Origin of the sequence: Pedobacter sp. HDW13, assembly GCF_011303555.1 — a bacterium.
Taxonomy (GTDB): Bacteria; Bacteroidota; Bacteroidia; order Sphingobacteriales; family Sphingobacteriaceae; genus Pedobacter.
The window spans coordinates 4,478,700-4,496,332 of the sequence record NZ_CP049868.1; the positions used below are offsets into that span (position 1 = coordinate 4,478,700).

Genomic DNA, 17,633 nt, shown 5'->3' on the forward strand with positions numbered 1-17,633 from the left:
AAAGAAACTACGAGGGGGCAGCTGATTAATTTTTTTCCAACTTTGGTTTATCTTTAAAGTAAAGTAGCGATAGGACAATGTAAAGTACCAGTACAAATGGTATTGCTGCAAATTTTAAGAAAGCAATCAACACAGCCGATAGTATCAAAAAGATAAACTTGATTTTGTTTTTGGCCCAGCTCAGGTCACTGAATTTTAAAGAAAATATCCTGATTTCACTTACCAATAGAAAACTGGTTATGGCTGTAATGGCAATCAGCAGTATGCCCGAATAAATTACCTGCGGATAATCAGCCGCAATATAAGGTAACGAGCAAATAAACAAAGTGTTCATTGGGGTGTTTAAGCCAATAAAATCTTCTGTTTGGCGGGCATCGTTGTTAAACTTAGCCAATCGTAACGCCGAAAAAACAGTAATTATAAAGCCCAGATAGGGCAGATATTCCGAAGGGTAATCGCTTAATTTCAGTAGCTGAAACATAATTACGCCCGGTAAAAAGCCAAAACTAACCATATCTGCCAAAGAATCGAGGTCTTTGCCAATAGCCGATTTAACATTTAACAAGCGGGCAACCATACCATCAAAAAAGTCGAAAATCCCTGAAAAAATAACGAAGTAAGCTGCGGTTTGTAAATCGCCTTTAAATGCAAAAACGATTCCGATACAGCCCGAAAAAAGGTTAGCACAGGTAATCGCATTAGGGATATGCCTTTTCATAGGATGGAAGATGTAATATGTAAGATGGTAGATGGTAGATGGAAAGTTACCTTATCCATTTACCATCTTACACTTTACCTTTTTTAGCTGTTCATCGAAATTAAGAATTCTTCATTGCTTTTTGTTCCTTTTATTTGAGATTGAACAAATTCCATAGCTTCCTGGCTGTTCATATCGGCAAGGTGGTTGCGTAAAATCCAAACACGTTGCAGCGTATCCCTGTCGTGTAATAAATCGTCTCGACGTGTGCTCGAAGCAGTAATATCAATTGCAGGGAAAATACGTTTGTTAGATAATTTACGATCCAACTGAAGCTCCATATTACCTGTTCCTTTAAATTCTTCGAAAATTACTTCGTCCATTTTAGAACCTGTATCTGTTAATGCAGTAGCTAAAATGGTTAAAGAACCACCGTTTTCGATGTTACGTGCAGCACCGAAGAAACGTTTTGGTTTGTGTAAAGCATTTGCATCAACACCACCCGATAAAATTTTACCCGATGCCGGAGCAGTAGTATTGTAAGCCCTTGCCAAACGCGTAATCGAATCTAATAGAATTACCACGTCATGACCGCTTTCTACCAAGCGTTTAGATTTTTCCAGTACAATATTGGCAATTTTAACGTGGCGTTCTGCAGGCTCATCAAAAGTAGAAGCAATTACTTCTGCTCTTACACTACGAGCCATATCAGTTACCTCTTCCGGACGCTCATCAATTAAAAGAATAATTAAATAAACTTCAGGGTGGTTTTTGGCAATTGCATTTGCAACTTCTTTCAATAAATTGGTTTTACCCGTTTTAGGTTGTGCAACAATTAAACCACGCTGCCCTTTACCAATTGGGGTAAATAAATCCATAATACGGGTCGAATAGTTGTTCGTATCCGTAAACAGATTTAATCTTTCAGTTGGAAAAAGCGGAGTTAAGTAATCAAAAGGAACCCGGTCGCGCACATCAGCAGGGATTCTGCCATTAATGGTTTCTACACGCACCAATGGGAAATATTTTTCGCCTTCTTTTGGTGGGCGGATGCTACCTTTTACGGTATCGCCGGTTTTTAATCCAAAAAGTTTAATTTGCGATTGTGATACATAAATATCATCAGGAGAGGTAAGGTAGTTGTAATCTGCCGAACGTAAGAAACCGTAACCATCGGGCATAATTTCCAATACGCCTTCGTTTGTAATTACGTTATCGAAATCCAGGTTAGAATAGCTGTTTTCGTTTTTATGGTGGCTACCTCCGCCCGGTTGTTTCTGTGGGCGGTTTTCATCACGCTGTGGTTTTTCCTGTTTCTCCTGCTTTTCTTTTGGCTCTTGTTTTACCTTTGGTGCAACAGGCAGTACTTCTGCACTTTCTTCAATTAAAGCCGAAATGGGTTTTACACTTTCTTCTGCTTCAAAAATACGATCAGGCTGACGTTCTGGTTGGTGTTGTGGTTCATCAAAAAGGGTTACAGACTCTCTTTTTCTGCTTGCCGGAGCTATTGCAGGTTCATCTTTAGGCAACCTCGCTCTCTTTTTTACCGGTTTTTCGGGAGTAACTGCGGCTGCTTCGGCGGCTGCAGCTGCAATTTTTGGTGCTTTTTCTGCTTTGGCAGCTTTAGCTTTTGGTGCAGGGCTAGCCGCTACCGGTTCGCCTTCACTGTAAGGGTCGCCAGCTGATTTAGCGGCATTTATAATTTCTTGTTGGTGTAAAAGTACTTCAACAAGGTCTATTTTTCTAAGGGAGTCGGCACCTTCAATGCCATAGGTTTTTGCCAGCTCACGCAATTCTGTTGTGAGCTTATCATTTAATTCTGTTTTGCTGAACATTCTAAATATATATGTTTCAAGAAATTTTTCATTTGCTTATAACGCACATATGCCGTTATAAAATCTATGCAGGCCTAAAAATATTTCTGTTAAGGTAAGCCAAACTGTTTCATTGTATATAAATTCTTATGGCTATAAAACCGAATTGAGTTTATTTTAGAAAATACTCAAATTGTTTTATATTGTTTATAAGCTGAATAAAGAGCAAATTTTGCTTTTAAAAAATGGTAACAAAAAATAAATCTTGATAAATTTTTCTGGGATATTCAGATAAACGATTGAGAAATTATGTTGCAATTGTATGTATTTGAAACGTAATCTGCAAGCAAAAGTTTAAAATGTTTATAAAAATAATTCATGCTGGCATATTTTTGTTGTCCGGAAAACTTAAAAATCTTCATATTTGCAGCAAATAAGCCCATATATGACCAAGCAACAACTTTTCGAGCAAATTCAAAAAAAACGTTCATTTTTATGTGTAGGATTAGATTCAGCCCTTGATAAAATCCCTAAACACCTGTTGAAATATGAAAATCCGATTTTAGAATTCAATAAGCAGATTATAGATGCAACCCAGGATTTATGTGTGGCCTACAAACCCAATACCGCCTTTTATGAGTGTTATGGTAAAAAAGGATGGGAAACTTTGATCGAAACCTGGAAATATATCCCTAAAGATACTTTCTCTATTGCTGATGCCAAGCGTGGCGATATAGGAAACACCTCGGCCATGTATGCAGAAACATTTTTTAATGCCGCATCTTCCGAAATGAGTTTCGATTCGGTTACCGTTGCCCCTTACATGGGAAGTGATTCGGTAACTCCTTTTTTAACTTTCGAAAATAAATGGGTTATTCTTTTGGCCTTAACTTCAAACACTGGTCATGCCGATTTCCAATTGCAGGAAATTGGTGAAGACAGGCTTTTCGAAAAGGTACTTAAAACATCGCAACAATGGGCTACTGATGAGCAAATGATGTATGTTGTGGGCGCAACCCGCGGTGCAGCATTTGGCGATGTACGCAAACTGGCACCTAACCATTTTCTTTTGGTACCTGGCGTTGGTGCACAGGGAGGCGATTTAAATGAAGTATGCAAATATGGTTTAAATGCACATTGTGGCTTACTTATCAATTCATCGAGAGGAATTATTTATGCCAGCCAGGGCGAAGATTTTGCTGAAAGGGCAAGAGAAGAAGCCTTGAAACTGCAAAAAGAAATGGAGCAGATATTGATTGAGGCTGAATTGGTGTAATTTTATTATTCGGTCTCTAAAAATTTATGTTAACTATATTAGATTGCTTCGCCGATGAAAAATCGGCTCGCAATGACGAAGAACTTACGTCATTGCGAGGAGGAACGACGAAGCAATCTATTTAGAGGTAAGTACATACGGGTTTTCGGGCATTAAAAATTAAACTTATAAGTTAGTTTTAGCGAAATCAATTAATTATCTTCAATAATGAATTTTCCGGAAGATTTTCTTCATTACGTATGGCAGTTCAGATCGTTTGATAACAACGGGCTGCAAACCTGCGATGGCGAAAAACTGGAAATCATCAATCCCGGATTACTGAACAGAAATGCAGACCCCGATTTTTACCATGCCAAAATTAAGATTGGCAATACCTCTGGGCCGGAAGTGTCGAAATACACCTCAAATCGTCTGATTGGTTAAAACACAACCACCACAAAGATCATAGTTATGGAAATGTAATTCTCCATGTGGTTTATGAGCATGACATAGAGATTAAACGTATAGATGGTACTGTACTGCCAGTATTAGCACTGAAAAACCGGATTGCAGCCAGTTTAATCAGCAAATACGAAAACCTTTTTTTAACCCTAACCGATTTCCCTTGTGTTGCTCAGATTGAGTGTGTAGGCCGTTTAATTGTCGATTCATTTTTATCCAGAACACTGGTAGCGCGTTTTGAAGAGAAAACCAGCGCTATTAACGAAACATTGAGCGAATTGAATCGCGATTGGGATGAAACTTTTTATCGCTTTATGGCACGGAACTTTGGCTTTAAGGTAAATGCATTACCCTTTGAACTGGTTGCCAAGGCCGTTCCACAAAACATTTATGCCAAACACTAAGATAATCCCTTGCAAATTGAGGCTTTGGTTTTTGGTGCTGCCGAGTTTTTAAAAGATCAGTTTACCGGAGCCTATCCTTAAAAATTAAAAGCCGAATTTGAGTTTCTGGAAAAGAAATACAACATTAAGCCGCTCGAAATATCCATCTGGAAATTTATGTGCATGCGGCCACAGAATTTTCCAACCATCAGGCTGGCACAATTTGCCACATTAATTTTAAAATCCAATCACCTTTTTTCTAAAATTATCGAAATAAGAAAGGTTGTCGAATTACATACTTTATTCGAAGCATTGCCCGTAAACGATTACTGGAAATCGCACTATCATTTTAAAAAGGAAGCTGAGGGCGTAAAAACACAAATTAGGTAAAACATCTGTTGATAATATTTTGTTAAATACGGTAGCCTTGTTTTTATTTGCCTATGGAAAATACACCGATACCCCATTTTACCAGAGCAGGGCAATAAAATTATTAGAAAGTTTGTCCGCCGAAGAAAACGCTATAAAAAGTAAATTTTTGGCAGCAGGAGTTCAAATTGAAAGTGCATTTGCATCGCAAGGTATTTTACAATTGAAAAAACAATATTGCGACCAGAAAAAATGTTTAACTTGTGGTATTGGTATTAAGATTTTAAAACAGGCTTAAACAAAAAGATTTACCCTAACCGTTTTATAATTATGGAATTTCCGCACGAATTAAAAGAACTTTATCCTAATCAGATTATAGAAGTTAGGGGCAATGCTGATGCCTTAACGGTTATTCTGGATAAAGACGTTGACCTGCATAAATTTAAGGCCGAACTGGTTAAGAAATTTTCAGGACTGGAAGAACAGCAGATTCTTTTTATCAAACATGAAGATAAACAGGATTTCGAAAAGCTGATTTTAGAATAATTAGAAACCGATTTTACCTGTTTAACCAATTATTATTTATAAATTAGAATAAGAAAACCAATGTTATAGCGTTGGTTATTTATTATTTTATCTGTTGATATGATAATTAAAGCGTGTAAAATAAGCTTAAAATGTTTCAAAGAATTATAACCTATTTTGAGCAGCAGAGTTTTGGTGTTTCTACTTATCTGGCTAACAAGCTACACATGAGCACAGCAAAAGTCCGCCTGTTTTTTATTTACTCGTCTTTTTTGGCTGTAGGTTTTCCCATACTATTTTATTTTCTGGCAGCCGTGGTTTTGGACATCAGAACCTATATGAAGCGCATGAGGCTAAGGGTTTGGGAGTAGTTTTTAGTTGGCAGCTCTCAGTTCATAGTTTGCAGTTTCCAATACGCAGTTTGAAGTTCTAAGTTCGCTATTTTCTACTATAGGTAACTGAAAACTAATTTAATCGTCGTCTCTCAAAATTTCAGCAATTTCGTTAAAGCCTTTCTCTGCAGCTAAATCGGCAGGTAATTTTCCGCCTTCCATGCGCAACGAAACTTCGGCGCCATGCTCCAGCAATAAAATAATAAGCTCAATATTGCCCAGTTGCGCAGCAGTGTGTAAAGGTGCCAGGCCAGCTTTTTGGCAAACGTTAGGGTAAGCCCCGGTTTCTAAAAGCATTTTGGTAATGTTAAAATTGTTTGCCGCAACCGCCGAGTGGATGGGGAAAACATTGAATCCGTTTTTCGAAGCTAAATTTACATCAGCACCTTTTAATACCAAAAAGCGGGCTAAATCTTCATGCCCGAAATAGCAGGCCAGGCCCAGCGGTGTAAAGCCATCATCCGAGAACTCGTTAACACTCTCGGGTTTTTGAAAAATCAATAGGGTAGCGGCATCAAATTTACCAACTGCGCAGGCTTCGAACAGGGTAAGCTGATCAACAAATTCTGCAATTAAATCGGCAATCTCCTGCTTTTTATAATAGCAGGCCAATAATAATGGCGAAATGTGGTGCGATGTATCGGTAACGGCCAATCTGGGGTTTTGTACCAAAATTTCCTTTACAGCATTTAAGTTGCCGGCTTCAATTTGTTCTTCTAGCTGCGTTATACCCATAGTATTGTATAAAAAATCGACTTAAATTAACAAAAAATAAATAATTATCTAATTTTCTAAGAAACTGTTTAAAAATGAATAAAAAATTCAAAGGTCTATCAAGTGGGTGAGGGCACCTACCACTAAACGGGTGTCTTGGGCGGTGTCTACACCGTTCATTTGATATTTTGCAGAAATTAAAAAGTTCCTATGGTTTGTTGACAGCGATTTTAAATGTATTGCTTTAAAAGCTAAGCGCATAAAAAATCCCGTCTCACCTCTCCAGGTCAAACGGGATAAAACCTAAAACAAAATCCGTTTCATTTATGATAAAACGTAACAACTTGCGTGTTGTTAAAATAATAGACTATATTTTTTGTTTAAGGTTTAATATCCCAACGAATATTTTTATTTAATTTAATGGGGAATAGAAAACTCGTATCAGTTATTTTATATTTGTTGATCAAAAAATACTTAGGATAGAAAATGTCGGCAAGGGGTAATCAGTTTAAAACGAACACATTCAGAGATAAAGGTGCTGAAAATGCATCGGGCAGAGGGACATCAAACCGCCAGCCAAAAGAAAAAAGGGAGTTTCTGCCCCGTTTCGACCTGTCGGATGGACGTGCAGTAAAGATTTTGGGACTGTTCTTTGTAATCCTTTCCCTTTATTTTTTAATTGCCTTTACTTCTTATTTATTTACCTGGCAGGACGACCAGAGTTATGTAATAGATGCAAATGGCGGTTGGGGAAATTTATTTAAAACAGCCGAAGAACTAAAAAATGCAGGGGTAACCACTCCGGTAGTGCAAAACTGGCTGGGTAAATTTGGTGCTTTACTATCGCACCAGTTTATTTACGAGTGGTTCGGTATTGCCTCATTCTTATTTGTACTAGCCTTTTTTATTATTGGCTACCGCTTATTGTTTAAAGTTAAAATCCTTTCTATCTCAAAAACATTAGGCTACAGCTTTTTCTTTTTGTTATTTATTTCACTAACCTTAGGTTTTGCACACAGTTTCTGGTCAGAATCGCCTCATTACCTCGAGGGTGAATTTGGTTACTGGTGCAATAAATTATTGGCCGCGCAAATTGGTGCTGCCGGTGTTGCAGGTTTAATTGCCTTTGCCGGTTTAACCATTTTAATTATTGCCTATAACATCGATTTTAAATTCCCTGAGCGTAAAGAAAAGGAAGTATACCTCGATTCGGAAGTACCTGATTTTGTAAACGAAGTGAGGTCGCAGCATGCAGGCAGAGAAAATGTTTACGAAGAGCCTTCAGAACCCATTGAATTTCCGGTGCGCGAAAAGCCACTTGGCAATGAGCGTAAACCACAAAATGTAACCTTACAGCCTAGCCGTTTCGAAGAAAAAGAACCCGAAGAAGAAGTAACCCCTCCGGTAATTTTATCGCCTTTGGCTACCAACTTGCCATTAGCCAGTGCAGCAGCAGCAGCGGCCATGCCTTTGGTTGTTGAGCCTACTGTAGAAGAAGAAAAAGAACCTGCTTTTACCATCGAGAAAACAGAAGAAGAAATTAAATCGGATGATTTGGTAGAACAGTTTGGTAATTATGACGAGAAGCTCGATTTATCGGGCTACAAATACCCAACGGTTGATTTATTGGAAAACTACGGTACCAACAAAATTTCGGTAAATGCCGAAGAACTGGAAGCCAATAAAAATAAAATTGTAGAAACCCTTAACCATTACAATATCGAAATTGATAAAATTAAGGCTACAATTGGTCCAACCGTTACACTTTACGAAATTATCCCGGCGCCGGGTGTGCGGATTTCGAAAATCAAGAACCTGGAAGATGATATTGCCCTATCGCTGGCTGCTTTAGGTATCCGTATTATTGCACCAATGCCGGGTAAAGGTACAATTGGTATCGAAGTGCCAAACCAGCACCCTGAAATGGTGCCGATGCGCAGCATTTTAAATACGGAGAAATGGGTACAAAACACCATGGATTTACCAATTGCCTTAGGTAAAACCATCAGTAACGAAGTATTTATTGCCGATTTGGCTAAAATGCCACACTTACTGGTAGCAGGGGCAACAGGGCAGGGTAAATCAGTTGGTATTAACTCTATCCTGGTTTCGCTTTTATTTAAGAAACACCCGGCACAGTTAAAATTTGTACTTGTCGATCCGAAAAAGGTAGAGTTAACCCTTTTTAACCGTATTGAAAGGCACTTTTTAGCTAAACTACCGGGCGAGGCCGATGCCATTATTACCGATACAAAGAAAGTAGTAAATACTTTAAACTCGCTTTGTATTGAGATGGATCAGCGTTACGATTTGTTGAAAGATGCACAGGTAAGAAATTTAAAAGAGTATAACGATAAGTTTATCAAGCGCAAGCTGAATCCAAATAATGGTCACCGTTTCTTACCATTTATTGTTTTGGTAGTAGATGAGTTTGCCGATTTAATGATGACGGCCGGTAAAGAGGTAGAAGCGCCAATTGCACGTTTGGCTCAGCTGGCCCGTGCCATTGGTATTCACCTGGTATTGGCAACGCAGCGTCCATCAGTAAATATTATTACTGGTACCATTAAAGCCAACTTCCCGGCAAGGTTAGCCTTTAGGGTTTTATCAAAAATCGATTCGCGTACCATTCTCGATAGCGGTGGTGCCGATCAGCTGATTGGTCGTGGAGATATGCTTTTATCAACGGGTAGCGACTTAATCAGGCTACAGTGTGCTTTCGTTGATACACCAGAGGTTGATCGTATTTCGGAGTATATCGGTAACCAGCGTGGTTATTCAGATGCTTATCAGTTGCCAGAATATATAGATGAAGCAGGTGAGGGTGGCAAGGCCGATTTTGACCCGAATGAGCGCGATAAGTTTTTTGAAGATGCTGCGAGGCTGATTGTAATGCACCAGCAGGGTTCAACTTCATTAATTCAGCGTAAACTGAAATTAGGCTACAACCGTGCCGGCCGCATTATCGACCAGCTGGAGGCTGCCGGAATTGTTGGGCCGTTTGAAGGAAGTAAGGCCCGCGAAGTTTTATATCCCGACGAATATTCTTTGGAACAATTCTTGAATAGTATGGATAACAAAGATTAGATTAAACCAATACCAAAAAATCTACTCTAACGTTACAAAAGAAAGAAAATTAAAAAAGAAAAGATGAAGAAATTAATTTCAGCATTAATGGTTGTAGTTGCTTTTACAACATCAACTTATGCTCAAACTGATGCGAAAGCTAAAGAGATTTTAGCTGAGGTAAGCAAGAAATACAAATCGTACAATGTAGTTAAAACAGATTTTACTTTCACTTTGGATAATCCAAAAGCTAAAGTAAAAGAAACCCAGCAAGGTACCTTATATGTTAAAGCCAACTCTAACAAGTATAAAGTGGCTATGACCAACCAGGAGTTGTTTAGCGATGGCAAAAGCCAATGGACTTACCTTAAAAAAGATAAAGAAGTACAGGTAAGCAACGTAGATAACAGTGGCGATGCCATTAACCCTGCCAAAATTTTTACGGTTTACGAAAAAGGATTTAAATACGTGTACACTGGCGAAGAAAAAGCAGGGGCTAAAATTTACCAAATGATTGATTTAACGCCGGTTGATGCTAAAAAATCGATCTTTAAAGTGCGTTTAAGCATCGATAAAACCGCTAAGCAAATTGCTAATGTAGTATTGTTCGATAAAAACGGAAACAAATACACTTACAACGTGAGAACTTTTTCGCCAAATGTAAATGTACCAGAAACTACCTTCGCTTTCGATGCCAAAAAATATCCTGGTGTTGAAGTGGTAGACTTAAGATAATTGTTATCTCCGCAAATGCGGGATGAAACCTGGAGGTTCAGTTGGAAACAGCTGAACCTTTTTTATGCGTTATGCCAATCCGATTGCATTTTCATTCTGTGCGGAGTCGAAGGACCTTCACCATTCCATATCCTCCATCGTCATGCTGAATTTATTTCAGCATCTCTTATTTTTTATCATTAATCTTTTTATAGTTATGATTTAAATTTGTTAACCTTTATCGAACACCCTCCCACAATTAACCAGTTAAAATAATTAACCATTTATTCGCCGCAAACTATTTCTTATTGTTTACATTTGTTCTAATGTCATTGCCACTTACCAACCATACTTTAGAGAAATTAGAAACCTTACTTTTTGCAATGGGTTATAAAGTCCGTTACGAAAAAGGAAATTTCAGAACCGGATCTTGCCTGTTAGAACACAATAAAGTAATTGTGGTAAACAAGTTCTCCAATCTGGAAGGTAAAATTGCCGCCCTGGTAACGCTGGTAAAACAAATCACTGCCGATGAAAACCTGCTGGATGAAAAACAGCGTCAGTTTTACCTCTCTTTACAACAAACCGAATTATTTTAACGCATAGGCTGTTACGCAAGCTTCCAATGTAAAAATATTATTCGTTTGTTTAGTTTAACTAAATTTTGTTTACTTATTTTGTTTTGTAATCGTTAGTTTTGACATTCACCAGAACAAGAAAAAATGAATTTCTTTAAACACACATTTTTAGCCGTTTTATTAATTGCTGCAATGGGCAGGGCTACTGCACAGCAAGCGCAGCGGGTAGTTATTATTGGTTTTGATGGCTTTAGCGCCGAAGGTTATAAAGCTATTAAGCATCCCAATATCGATAAGCTTTTTGCCGATGGGGTTGTTTCGGTAACTACAAGACCGGTAATGCCATCAGTAACATTACCCAACTGGACCAGCCATTTAACCGGATCGGGGCCAGAAGAGCATGGTGTAACCAATAACAGCTGGATGGTGGCCAAGCATGAACTCCAGCCGATAGATAAAGATGCGGAAGGTTATTATCCTTCAATATTTAAGGTATTGAAAGAGCAGGTGCCCAATGTTAAAACGGCCTATTACTGGAACTGGCTGGAGCTGGTAAATTCGATGAATAAAAAATACCTGGACGAATCGGCTTTTGAAGAAAAAGATGCCTACACCCAAAATTATGAGAAGGCCGTTAATTTTATGGATGCGAACAGAAAGAACCCAACGCTGGTTTTCCTGTACAGCGTACACACCGATCATGCTGGCCATGGTTTTGGCTGGATGGGCCCCGAATATATTGCTGCGGTTGAAAAGGCCGATGTTGCAGTAGGCGAATTAATTAAGGCCTTGCAGGCGAAAGATCTGTTTAAGAATACCCACTTTCTACTCATTACCGATCATGGAGGTATAAATAAAGGTCATGGAGGTACAAGCATGCGCGAAATGCAGGTGCCATGGGCTGCAGTTGGACCTAAAATAAAGCAATTAGGTTTAACCGATTTTTACAACAGCAATAAAAATACTGCACTCGTTGTGGCCAGACTGTTTAATGTTAAAGAGGATAAACTGCCAAAATCGTGGACAGGTGTTGCACCAAAAGTGATATTTAAATAAAAAGCTTTAAATTGCAGCAAAATAGCCCGTTCACTTTTATAACTGCAATTTGAAGATCACATTTTTAGGCACAGGTACATCACAGGGCGTTCCCGTAATCGCTTGTAAATGCGACGTTTGTCGTTCAACAGATAAGCGGGATAACCGTTTAAGAACATCTATTTTAATTGAAACGGCCGATAAAACCATTGTGGTAGATAGTGGTCCTGATTTTCGTTACCAGCTTTTGCGCGAGAAAGTAGAAAACCTCGATGCCGTTTTATTTACGCACGAGCATAAAGACCACATTGCAGGTTTGGACGATATCAGGCCATTTAACTATTTATTACACAAGATAATTGATGTGTATGCTACCGAAAGGGTGCAAACAGCATTAAAAAGGGAGTTTTATTACATCTTTGCCGAAAAAAAATACCATGGCCTGCCGCAAATTAACCTGCATACGGTAACCAATGGCGAAGATTTTAAAATAGGGGAGACCACCATAACGCCTTTTGAGGTGATGCACCATTTGCTGCCCATTAATGGCTACCGCATTGGCGACTTTACTTACATTACCGATGCCAAAACGGTTTCGGATGAGAGCTTTGCAAAAATTAAAGGCACGAAAATATTGGTGATTAACGCTTTACAAAACGAGGCACATATTTCGCATTTTACGCTTGGTGAGGCGAGGGCATTTGCAGAGAAAGTTGGCGCAGAGATAACTTACCTTACCCACATTAGCCATAACCTGGGTAAACATGCCGATGTGGAGCAAAATCTGGCAGATTCGATCCGTTTGGCGTATGATGGGTTAAAAATAGAATTGTAAATCATTGTTTCGAAAACCCAAAATTAAATTATATTTGCAGCACAAACCCAGGTGGCGAAATTGGTAGACGCACCAGCTTGAGGGGCTGGCGCCTGTATAGGTGTGGGAGTTCGAATCTCCTCTTGGGTACTAATCAGATTCATTTCTGATTTTTTAAAGGGTTGCTCATTCAAAAGCAGCCCTTTTTTTGTTGCTTTTCAATAAGTTATCATGGAAGGTAGGAGCAATAAATTTTGTTCGAAATAAACCCATACCCCATACAAGATTATTTTTGAACATTCCCTGGATAAAAGTGTGTTTCTGCGTGATATTGCTCTTCTCGTAGATTAAAAGCAGGTTTTTTACATATTTCTCTGGCAGGTCGCCCATGGCAGGACACGCATCAGCGCAGCGTAAACGGGATTTCTGAGTATGTCATTGATCGCGTTACTTCCGGTGTGCTTAAGACCAGCCGCTTTTGCATTCTTGAAAATCAGGTACTGTGGGATACCCATCATATACTCCTGAAAGATGTGTTCCATAATTACAGATTCTCCCTGATGGATTTCAATAAGGTTCTTACGTGTTCCATCAATAATATTACGGTAGCCGAAAGGAGCACGCCCGAGGTAACGACCTTTCTCCTTTGCATTTCTAACGCCTTGTTTGGTACGTTTCCTGATGTTGAATAGCTCTTTGTTAGCAATCATGTAGTCCAGTGCTCTTTTCATGAACAGATCGGAGTCAGATGTATCTAGATCGACACGCTCGTTGGTGGACAATACCTTTACCCCATTTTTTTTTCCAGCTCTGCAATCTTCATCAGTGCCTCCGGCAGGTTACGACTGAAACGGTCGTGGTCTAATACAATCACAAACTGTATTTAGCCCTTGTACTTCTTCAGATAGGCCTTGGACGGTCAAAGGTATAGCTTCTGACCATCACCTGCAATCTAAAGAATAGCTTTTCCAAATATTAGGATGACAGCAAAGAATAGGGAATGGACAAAATCAATTTATTATACTGCTTTTAAAAAGTAAATGGACAGTACTCTAATGAAATATCGTAAATCTCTGTAAAACAATTATTTGTAATTACTCGTACTTCTCTTTGTAACTATTCATACTTGTTTTTTGAAACAAATCCGTACGAGTATTTTTATTCGGTCGTAGAGTGCATGTTTCCTCCCTATATTTATCACAGATTTTCGTCAGGCGGGAAGAAGTGCAAAATCAACGGTGGATTTTCAGTTGGACTTAAATTATAATATCGGCTTCTGTACTTCAATTTCCGGGCCATTGCAACATTAAAAATTGTTATACGAAAGCATATTCGAACTAAAATCAAAGACGAAAAAATGGTAAAAAAAATCCTCTTATTATCTTTTGCTTCAATGCTTACAGCAAATGTTGTATCAGCAAAGCTAAAAATTCCCTTTGGCAAGATTGACAAAATAGAAATTGTAGCAGATTTGCCTGACACAGAGAAGTATGCTGTAAGTAAAGGCCCCAAGGAATACCTTGATTTAGCAAGAATGCACCAGGAATATAATATTGCCTGGATAATTCCAGTTTGGATAACGCAAGAACCAAAATTGGTTTTGGCCAAAAAAGGAAGTGATGAGTATTTCGAACTAACCAATGAACAGCTTGATCAGGTTGTGATTGAAAACAAATTGAATAAAGAAAGTCTTCTGCAGCTGGGGCTTTATTCAAAATATGGAGGAAAACTTATAGTCCTGTTGATTATCGGACTGATCCTATATGGAGCTTTTTCTAAAACCAAGCAAAAAAAATACATCCAATAAATATTTAAACAAAAAAACTTAAACCAAAAAGAATGAACCCATTATTTTTAATTCCGGTCGTATTAATAATTGCAGGTATAGCCTTTATGATCATCATGAATAAAAAACACAAAACTGCAGAATCAGAAATCGACTTAGACTCCGAAAGAACTAAATATCACCAATACAAACAAGAACTTTTAGCTCAGGATTTTTCAAAATTAGCAGAGTGGTTGAAGGGTAAGCAAATTGATGCTTTTACTTCAGCATCTGTTCCCCAGTCGACAACCAGTAAAGTGCAGGAGCTTGTAACTGACGGAATAAAAAATGTAGCATTATCGGCAATTGGTTTAAAGCTTAAAAGAGTTGAAACAGAGTGTTTTTGGGCTTTAAGCGGAAGCGATTTGCATTTCTTCAGCACGGATACAGTTGGTGAGTTAGATGAGCACATTGTATTTGATAATTTTAGAATTGAAAAAGCTAGGCTTCAATATGGGGGTATCTTAAAATCGCAATTGGGTGTTTATTCAAGACTATCAGAAGAATATTTACCAAAAATACATGTTATCACTTTTGATATTGACGGAAGTTTGTTAGCTCTTGAAATCCACGATAGACTTAATTATATGGTTGACCCGCAAGATATGCTCAACCTAAAAAAGCAATTGAAAACAAGAGCAAAACATCAGGTAGTTGGCGAAAATTTTGTGAAAATTTTGCAAGATAAATTCCCTAGCCTAAAAGTGGCTTAATAATAAGATGGCATTTTTTTCGAAATTTTTAAGTTTGTTAAAAAGTATTCGTCTAAATGATAAAAACACCGTAGATGGTTATTTGTTAGATTATTTGCTCATAGGTTCAGTGTATGCCGAATAACAGTCTGCATACCTGAATTCTCATGAAACAGGTTAAAACAAGTCCGATATTACAAAGTTAGTTGGAACCCATTGGGAAATCTCGGGCCAAAATCAAGTAATAGAAGTACTCCAAAGTTTGCATCACTGCCTTGTGAAAGAAGATAAAAATGGATGAGGTTGATATATCCAGCCCCATTCTAAATTTACTTTCAAGTTAATTACAGTAAGAAATCAGGTACTAATCCTATAGGTCATTTGCTTTCGACTGAAGATACCCTAAATCGCCACAGTATTTTGCTACTTCCCCCTGAACATAAGCCGGGACATCATTAACAATCTCCCATAGAACAGTATATTTCGAATTATAACTTAAATAGATTACTAAATCATCATATTCTCTTTCCCGGGCAAAGACCTTACCCAGATTGTGCTGGAGATCGGAGGCTAGCCCATCCAATCTTTCATTCATCAGTTTGTCAATAGAAGTAAGAATCTCATCTGTTGAGTAAGTTATGGGCAGTACGGTAACATCTATCATTTGTAAACAGGAAACTATAATTTAGGTTTCGTTTTCTTGATATCTACCTTCTGACAAATCACCCTGCCTATGATTGTACAATCTTTCTCTTTTATGTTAGTTACTATTTCTGGCCTATTAACCGGATTTATCCGGCCTCTTTTGGGCTTATTTTCTTTTGCGGAGGACATCTCTTATGTAATCATAAAGATAAGTGTGAAATTATGTATCTAAATCGTAAGGGTTGTCAAATTCACTGCCGTGCGATACTTAAATCCACTTTTGCAACTGCTGAGTTTTTAAACGACGGATACCATAAAATTTAAACAATCAAAAATATTTAATCCATATCTTTTTTCTATTAGAGATTTCATGAAAAAAGTTGCAATAATCATTAGTTGCAATGAACTAATTCTTACTTTACAATTGTAACAATTGCGTAATCATGTAAAGATCATAAGTATCAATAGATAATTTAACACCAGACGGGTATTCAAGAGTTGCTTTTTTCCATTTGATGCCAAACTAGGGCGATCATCTACTGCATTCAAAGCTCACTAGAAGCGCCTGCCTGAACATCATCCTAGTGACGAATCTCCCTCAATCGCTGTCTCCCTAAATCGTTTAGGATTAAACCCAGTCTTTAGTCTCATAAAAGAAGAAAAATGCGCGATATCTCCAAAACCTAATTTATAGCCTATTTCTTTTATCGAAAGTGATGTGCCAAGTAACAAACGTTTTGCTTCCAAAAGCATGCGTTGGTCGATAAGTGCTTTAGAGTTGAGGCCATTGAATTGTCTACAGATCATATTTAGATAATTTGGGGTTATGGCAAGTTTATTTGCGTAAAAAGCTACTGACTTTTCACAGGCAAAATACTCGTCAATTAAGCGGCCATAGCGATGTAAAATAGGGTTGTACATATTATTTTTTTTACCGCGAAGAGCCTCTTTCATAAGATGATCAATAGTTGTTATTATCAAACGAGTTCTTAAAATGAGTAAATCCCATTGCACCTCGGGTTTTGACAGATCTTCTTCAATACTGGTCAGATCAGCTATTAATCTTTTGTAAGAATCTTGGATAATGTCAACCACGGGGTATTTGTTGATCTTTGAATTTATAAACCCAATCTCATACATGTACTTCTCTACAAAGTATCGGCTAACAATTAATTTATAACCATTTGTACAACTCGCACTATTCCAGGAATGTATCTGTCCAGGATAGGATATGTGAATTTGTAAGTTACACTCTTGGTATTTTACAAAATCTATTGAATGCCAGCCTTCTCCATCTTTGAAAAAAATAAATACATAAGCATCAGGAGATCTGAAATTGTTGATTTGGCTTGATCCTGCCATTCTAAAACAAGCTATATGTTCTGCCATATTAGCTTCAGCTTCCAAATTCTTTTCAATCGGTATTAGTTGGCTATTTTTATCTTCCATAGATAAAACTTAATTTATATTATCCCTGCTATAATAATATGCTCTTACAATTACTTTTTCTGTAAGCCCTCTGTTTTACAGACTATTCAAAAGTATAATTTTGTCCTCAAATTTCCTGCAATAGATCGAAGCTCAATCTGACGTCCATAGCTGTGAAATAGCCTAAAGCCAGTTACACGTTAAGAAAATCGGAGGGCGATATTA

The 17,633-nt window shown here is 37.9% G+C and carries 17 protein-coding genes, 1 tRNA gene and 1 pseudogene; 13 read left to right on the forward strand and 6 right to left on the reverse strand.

The window, feature by feature from the left end:
• Window positions 1–25: 25 nt before the first annotated feature.
• Together pssA and rho are read right to left on the reverse strand one after the other, a co-directional pair.
• The gene (gene pssA, locus G7074_RS19065) at window positions 26–718 is read right to left on the reverse strand and encodes a CDP-diacylglycerol--serine O-phosphatidyltransferase (protein ID WP_124559627.1); all 693 of its coding nucleotides are present in this window, start codon (window positions 716–718) and stop codon (window positions 26–28) included.
• Window positions 719–801: 83 nt separating this feature from the next.
• Window positions 802–2,532, reverse strand: coding sequence for a transcription termination factor Rho (gene rho / locus G7074_RS19070; protein ID WP_124559628.1), 1,731 nt, complete (start codon window positions 2,530–2,532; stop codon window positions 802–804).
• A 424-nt stretch (window positions 2,533–2,956) separates the two neighbouring features.
• Between rho and pyrF the strand changes: the two genes are divergently transcribed.
• The 5 genes and pseudogenes from pyrF to G7074_RS19090 all read left to right on the forward strand — a co-directional run bounded on the left by pyrF (window position 2,957) and on the right by G7074_RS19090 (window position 5,876).
• Window positions 2,957–3,787 carry an orotidine-5'-phosphate decarboxylase gene (pyrF, locus tag G7074_RS19075; protein WP_166210569.1) on the forward strand — a complete coding sequence of 277 codons (831 nt, stop codon included), beginning with the start codon at window positions 2,957–2,959 and terminating at the stop codon, window positions 3,785–3,787.
• Between the two features lie 207 nt (window positions 3,788–3,994).
• A pseudogene (locus G7074_RS19080) lies at window positions 3,995–5,001 on the forward strand (DUF2851 family protein).
• 112 nt (window positions 5,002–5,113) lie between these two features.
• The gene (locus G7074_RS27300; RefSeq protein WP_233603855.1) at window positions 5,114–5,278 is read left to right on the forward strand and encodes a hypothetical protein; all 165 of its coding nucleotides are present in this window, start codon (window positions 5,114–5,116) and stop codon (window positions 5,276–5,278) included.
• 32 nt (window positions 5,279–5,310) lie between these two features.
• Window positions 5,311–5,526, forward strand: a complete 216-nt coding sequence (locus G7074_RS19085; protein ID WP_124559630.1) for a hypothetical protein — start codon at window positions 5,311–5,313, stop codon at window positions 5,524–5,526.
• Between the two features lie 131 nt (window positions 5,527–5,657).
• A complete protein-coding gene (locus G7074_RS19090) occupies window positions 5,658–5,876 on the forward strand; it encodes a PspC family transcriptional regulator (protein ID WP_124559631.1) in 219 nt (72 codons plus the stop codon).
• A 99-nt stretch (window positions 5,877–5,975) separates the two neighbouring features.
• Here the strand turns inward: G7074_RS19090 and G7074_RS19095 are convergent, their stop codons facing one another.
• A complete protein-coding gene (locus tag G7074_RS19095) occupies window positions 5,976–6,632 on the reverse strand; it encodes an ankyrin repeat domain-containing protein (protein WP_166210572.1) in 657 nt (218 codons plus the stop codon).
• A gap of 465 nt (window positions 6,633–7,097) precedes the next feature.
• Here G7074_RS19095 and G7074_RS19100 point away from each other — a divergent pair, with 465 nt between their 5' ends.
• The 6 genes from G7074_RS19100 to G7074_RS19125 all read left to right on the forward strand — a co-directional run bounded on the left by G7074_RS19100 (window position 7,098) and on the right by G7074_RS19125 (window position 12,968).
• The gene (locus G7074_RS19100; protein ID WP_166210575.1) at window positions 7,098–9,698 is read left to right on the forward strand and encodes a DNA translocase FtsK; all 2,601 of its coding nucleotides are present in this window, start codon (window positions 7,098–7,100) and stop codon (window positions 9,696–9,698) included.
• Between the two features lie 63 nt (window positions 9,699–9,761).
• A complete protein-coding gene (locus G7074_RS19105; protein WP_166210578.1) occupies window positions 9,762–10,412 on the forward strand; it encodes an outer membrane lipoprotein carrier protein LolA in 651 nt (216 codons plus the stop codon).
• A gap of 305 nt (window positions 10,413–10,717) precedes the next feature.
• Window positions 10,718–10,990 carry a hypothetical protein gene (locus tag G7074_RS19110; protein ID WP_166210581.1) on the forward strand — a complete coding sequence of 91 codons (273 nt, stop codon included), beginning with the start codon at window positions 10,718–10,720 and terminating at the stop codon, window positions 10,988–10,990.
• Window positions 10,991–11,113: 123 nt separating this feature from the next.
• Entirely contained in the window at window positions 11,114–12,025 is a 912-nt protein-coding gene (locus G7074_RS19115) for an alkaline phosphatase family protein (protein ID WP_166210584.1), read from the forward strand.
• A 49-nt stretch (window positions 12,026–12,074) separates the two neighbouring features.
• Complete coding sequence (locus G7074_RS19120) at window positions 12,075–12,839, forward strand: MBL fold metallo-hydrolase (protein ID WP_166210587.1); 765 nt, start codon at window positions 12,075–12,077, stop codon at window positions 12,837–12,839.
• 45 nt (window positions 12,840–12,884) lie between these two features.
• Window positions 12,885–12,968: transfer RNA gene (locus G7074_RS19125), tRNA-Leu, on the forward strand.
• A 212-nt stretch (window positions 12,969–13,180) separates the two neighbouring features.
• Here G7074_RS19125 and G7074_RS19130 read toward each other — a convergent pair.
• Window positions 13,181–13,549 (reverse strand): hypothetical protein, encoded by a 369-nt coding sequence (locus tag G7074_RS19130; RefSeq protein WP_166210590.1) that lies wholly within the window; start codon window positions 13,547–13,549, stop codon window positions 13,181–13,183.
• A gap of 626 nt (window positions 13,550–14,175) precedes the next feature.
• Here G7074_RS19130 and G7074_RS19135 point away from each other — a divergent pair.
• Window positions 14,176–14,625, forward strand: a complete 450-nt coding sequence (locus tag G7074_RS19135; protein WP_166210592.1) for a hypothetical protein — start codon at window positions 14,176–14,178, stop codon at window positions 14,623–14,625.
• Between the two features lie 32 nt (window positions 14,626–14,657).
• Window positions 14,658–15,356: a hypothetical protein gene (locus G7074_RS19140; RefSeq protein WP_166210595.1), complete on the forward strand. Its 699-nt coding sequence runs from the start codon at window positions 14,658–14,660 to the stop codon at window positions 15,354–15,356.
• 349 nt (window positions 15,357–15,705) lie between these two features.
• Here the strand turns inward: G7074_RS19140 and G7074_RS19145 are convergent, their stop codons facing one another.
• Both G7074_RS19145 and G7074_RS19150 read right to left on the reverse strand, forming a co-directional pair.
• Window positions 15,706–15,999 (reverse strand): hypothetical protein, encoded by a 294-nt coding sequence (locus tag G7074_RS19145; protein ID WP_166210598.1) that lies wholly within the window; start codon window positions 15,997–15,999, stop codon window positions 15,706–15,708.
• 557 nt (window positions 16,000–16,556) lie between these two features.
• A complete protein-coding gene (locus tag G7074_RS19150; RefSeq protein WP_166210601.1) occupies window positions 16,557–17,429 on the reverse strand; it encodes a helix-turn-helix domain-containing protein in 873 nt (290 codons plus the stop codon).
• Between the last annotated feature and the right edge of the window lie 204 nt (window positions 17,430–17,633).

Coding starts and splice junctions, on each gene's coding strand:
- pssA (WP_124559627.1), bottom strand. CDS start 718: ATGAAAAGGCATATCCCTAATGCGATTACCTGTGCTAACCTTTTTTCG.
- rho (WP_124559628.1), bottom strand. CDS start 2,532: ATGTTCAGCAAAACAGAATTAAATGATAAGCTCACAACAGAATTGCGT.
- pyrF (WP_166210569.1), top strand. CDS start 2,957: ATGACCAAGCAACAACTTTTCGAGCAAATTCAAAAAAAACGTTCATTT.
- G7074_RS19085 (WP_124559630.1), top strand. CDS start 5,311: ATGGAATTTCCGCACGAATTAAAAGAACTTTATCCTAATCAGATTATA.
- G7074_RS19090 (WP_124559631.1), top strand. CDS start 5,658: ATGTTTCAAAGAATTATAACCTATTTTGAGCAGCAGAGTTTTGGTGTT.
- G7074_RS19095 (WP_166210572.1), bottom strand. CDS start 6,632: ATGGGTATAACGCAGCTAGAAGAACAAATTGAAGCCGGCAACTTAAAT.
- G7074_RS19100 (WP_166210575.1), top strand. CDS start 7,098: ATGTCGGCAAGGGGTAATCAGTTTAAAACGAACACATTCAGAGATAAA.
- G7074_RS19105 (WP_166210578.1), top strand. CDS start 9,762: ATGAAGAAATTAATTTCAGCATTAATGGTTGTAGTTGCTTTTACAACA.
- G7074_RS19110 (WP_166210581.1), top strand. CDS start 10,718: ATGTCATTGCCACTTACCAACCATACTTTAGAGAAATTAGAAACCTTA.
- G7074_RS19115 (WP_166210584.1), top strand. CDS start 11,114: ATGAATTTCTTTAAACACACATTTTTAGCCGTTTTATTAATTGCTGCA.
- G7074_RS19130 (WP_166210590.1), bottom strand. CDS start 13,549: ATGAAAAGAGCACTGGACTACATGATTGCTAACAAAGAGCTATTCAAC.
- G7074_RS19135 (WP_166210592.1), top strand. CDS start 14,176: ATGGTAAAAAAAATCCTCTTATTATCTTTTGCTTCAATGCTTACAGCA.
- G7074_RS19140 (WP_166210595.1), top strand. CDS start 14,658: ATGAACCCATTATTTTTAATTCCGGTCGTATTAATAATTGCAGGTATA.
- G7074_RS19145 (WP_166210598.1), bottom strand. CDS start 15,999: ATGATAGATGTTACCGTACTGCCCATAACTTACTCAACAGATGAGATT.
- G7074_RS19150 (WP_166210601.1), bottom strand. CDS start 17,429: ATGGAAGATAAAAATAGCCAACTAATACCGATTGAAAAGAATTTGGAA.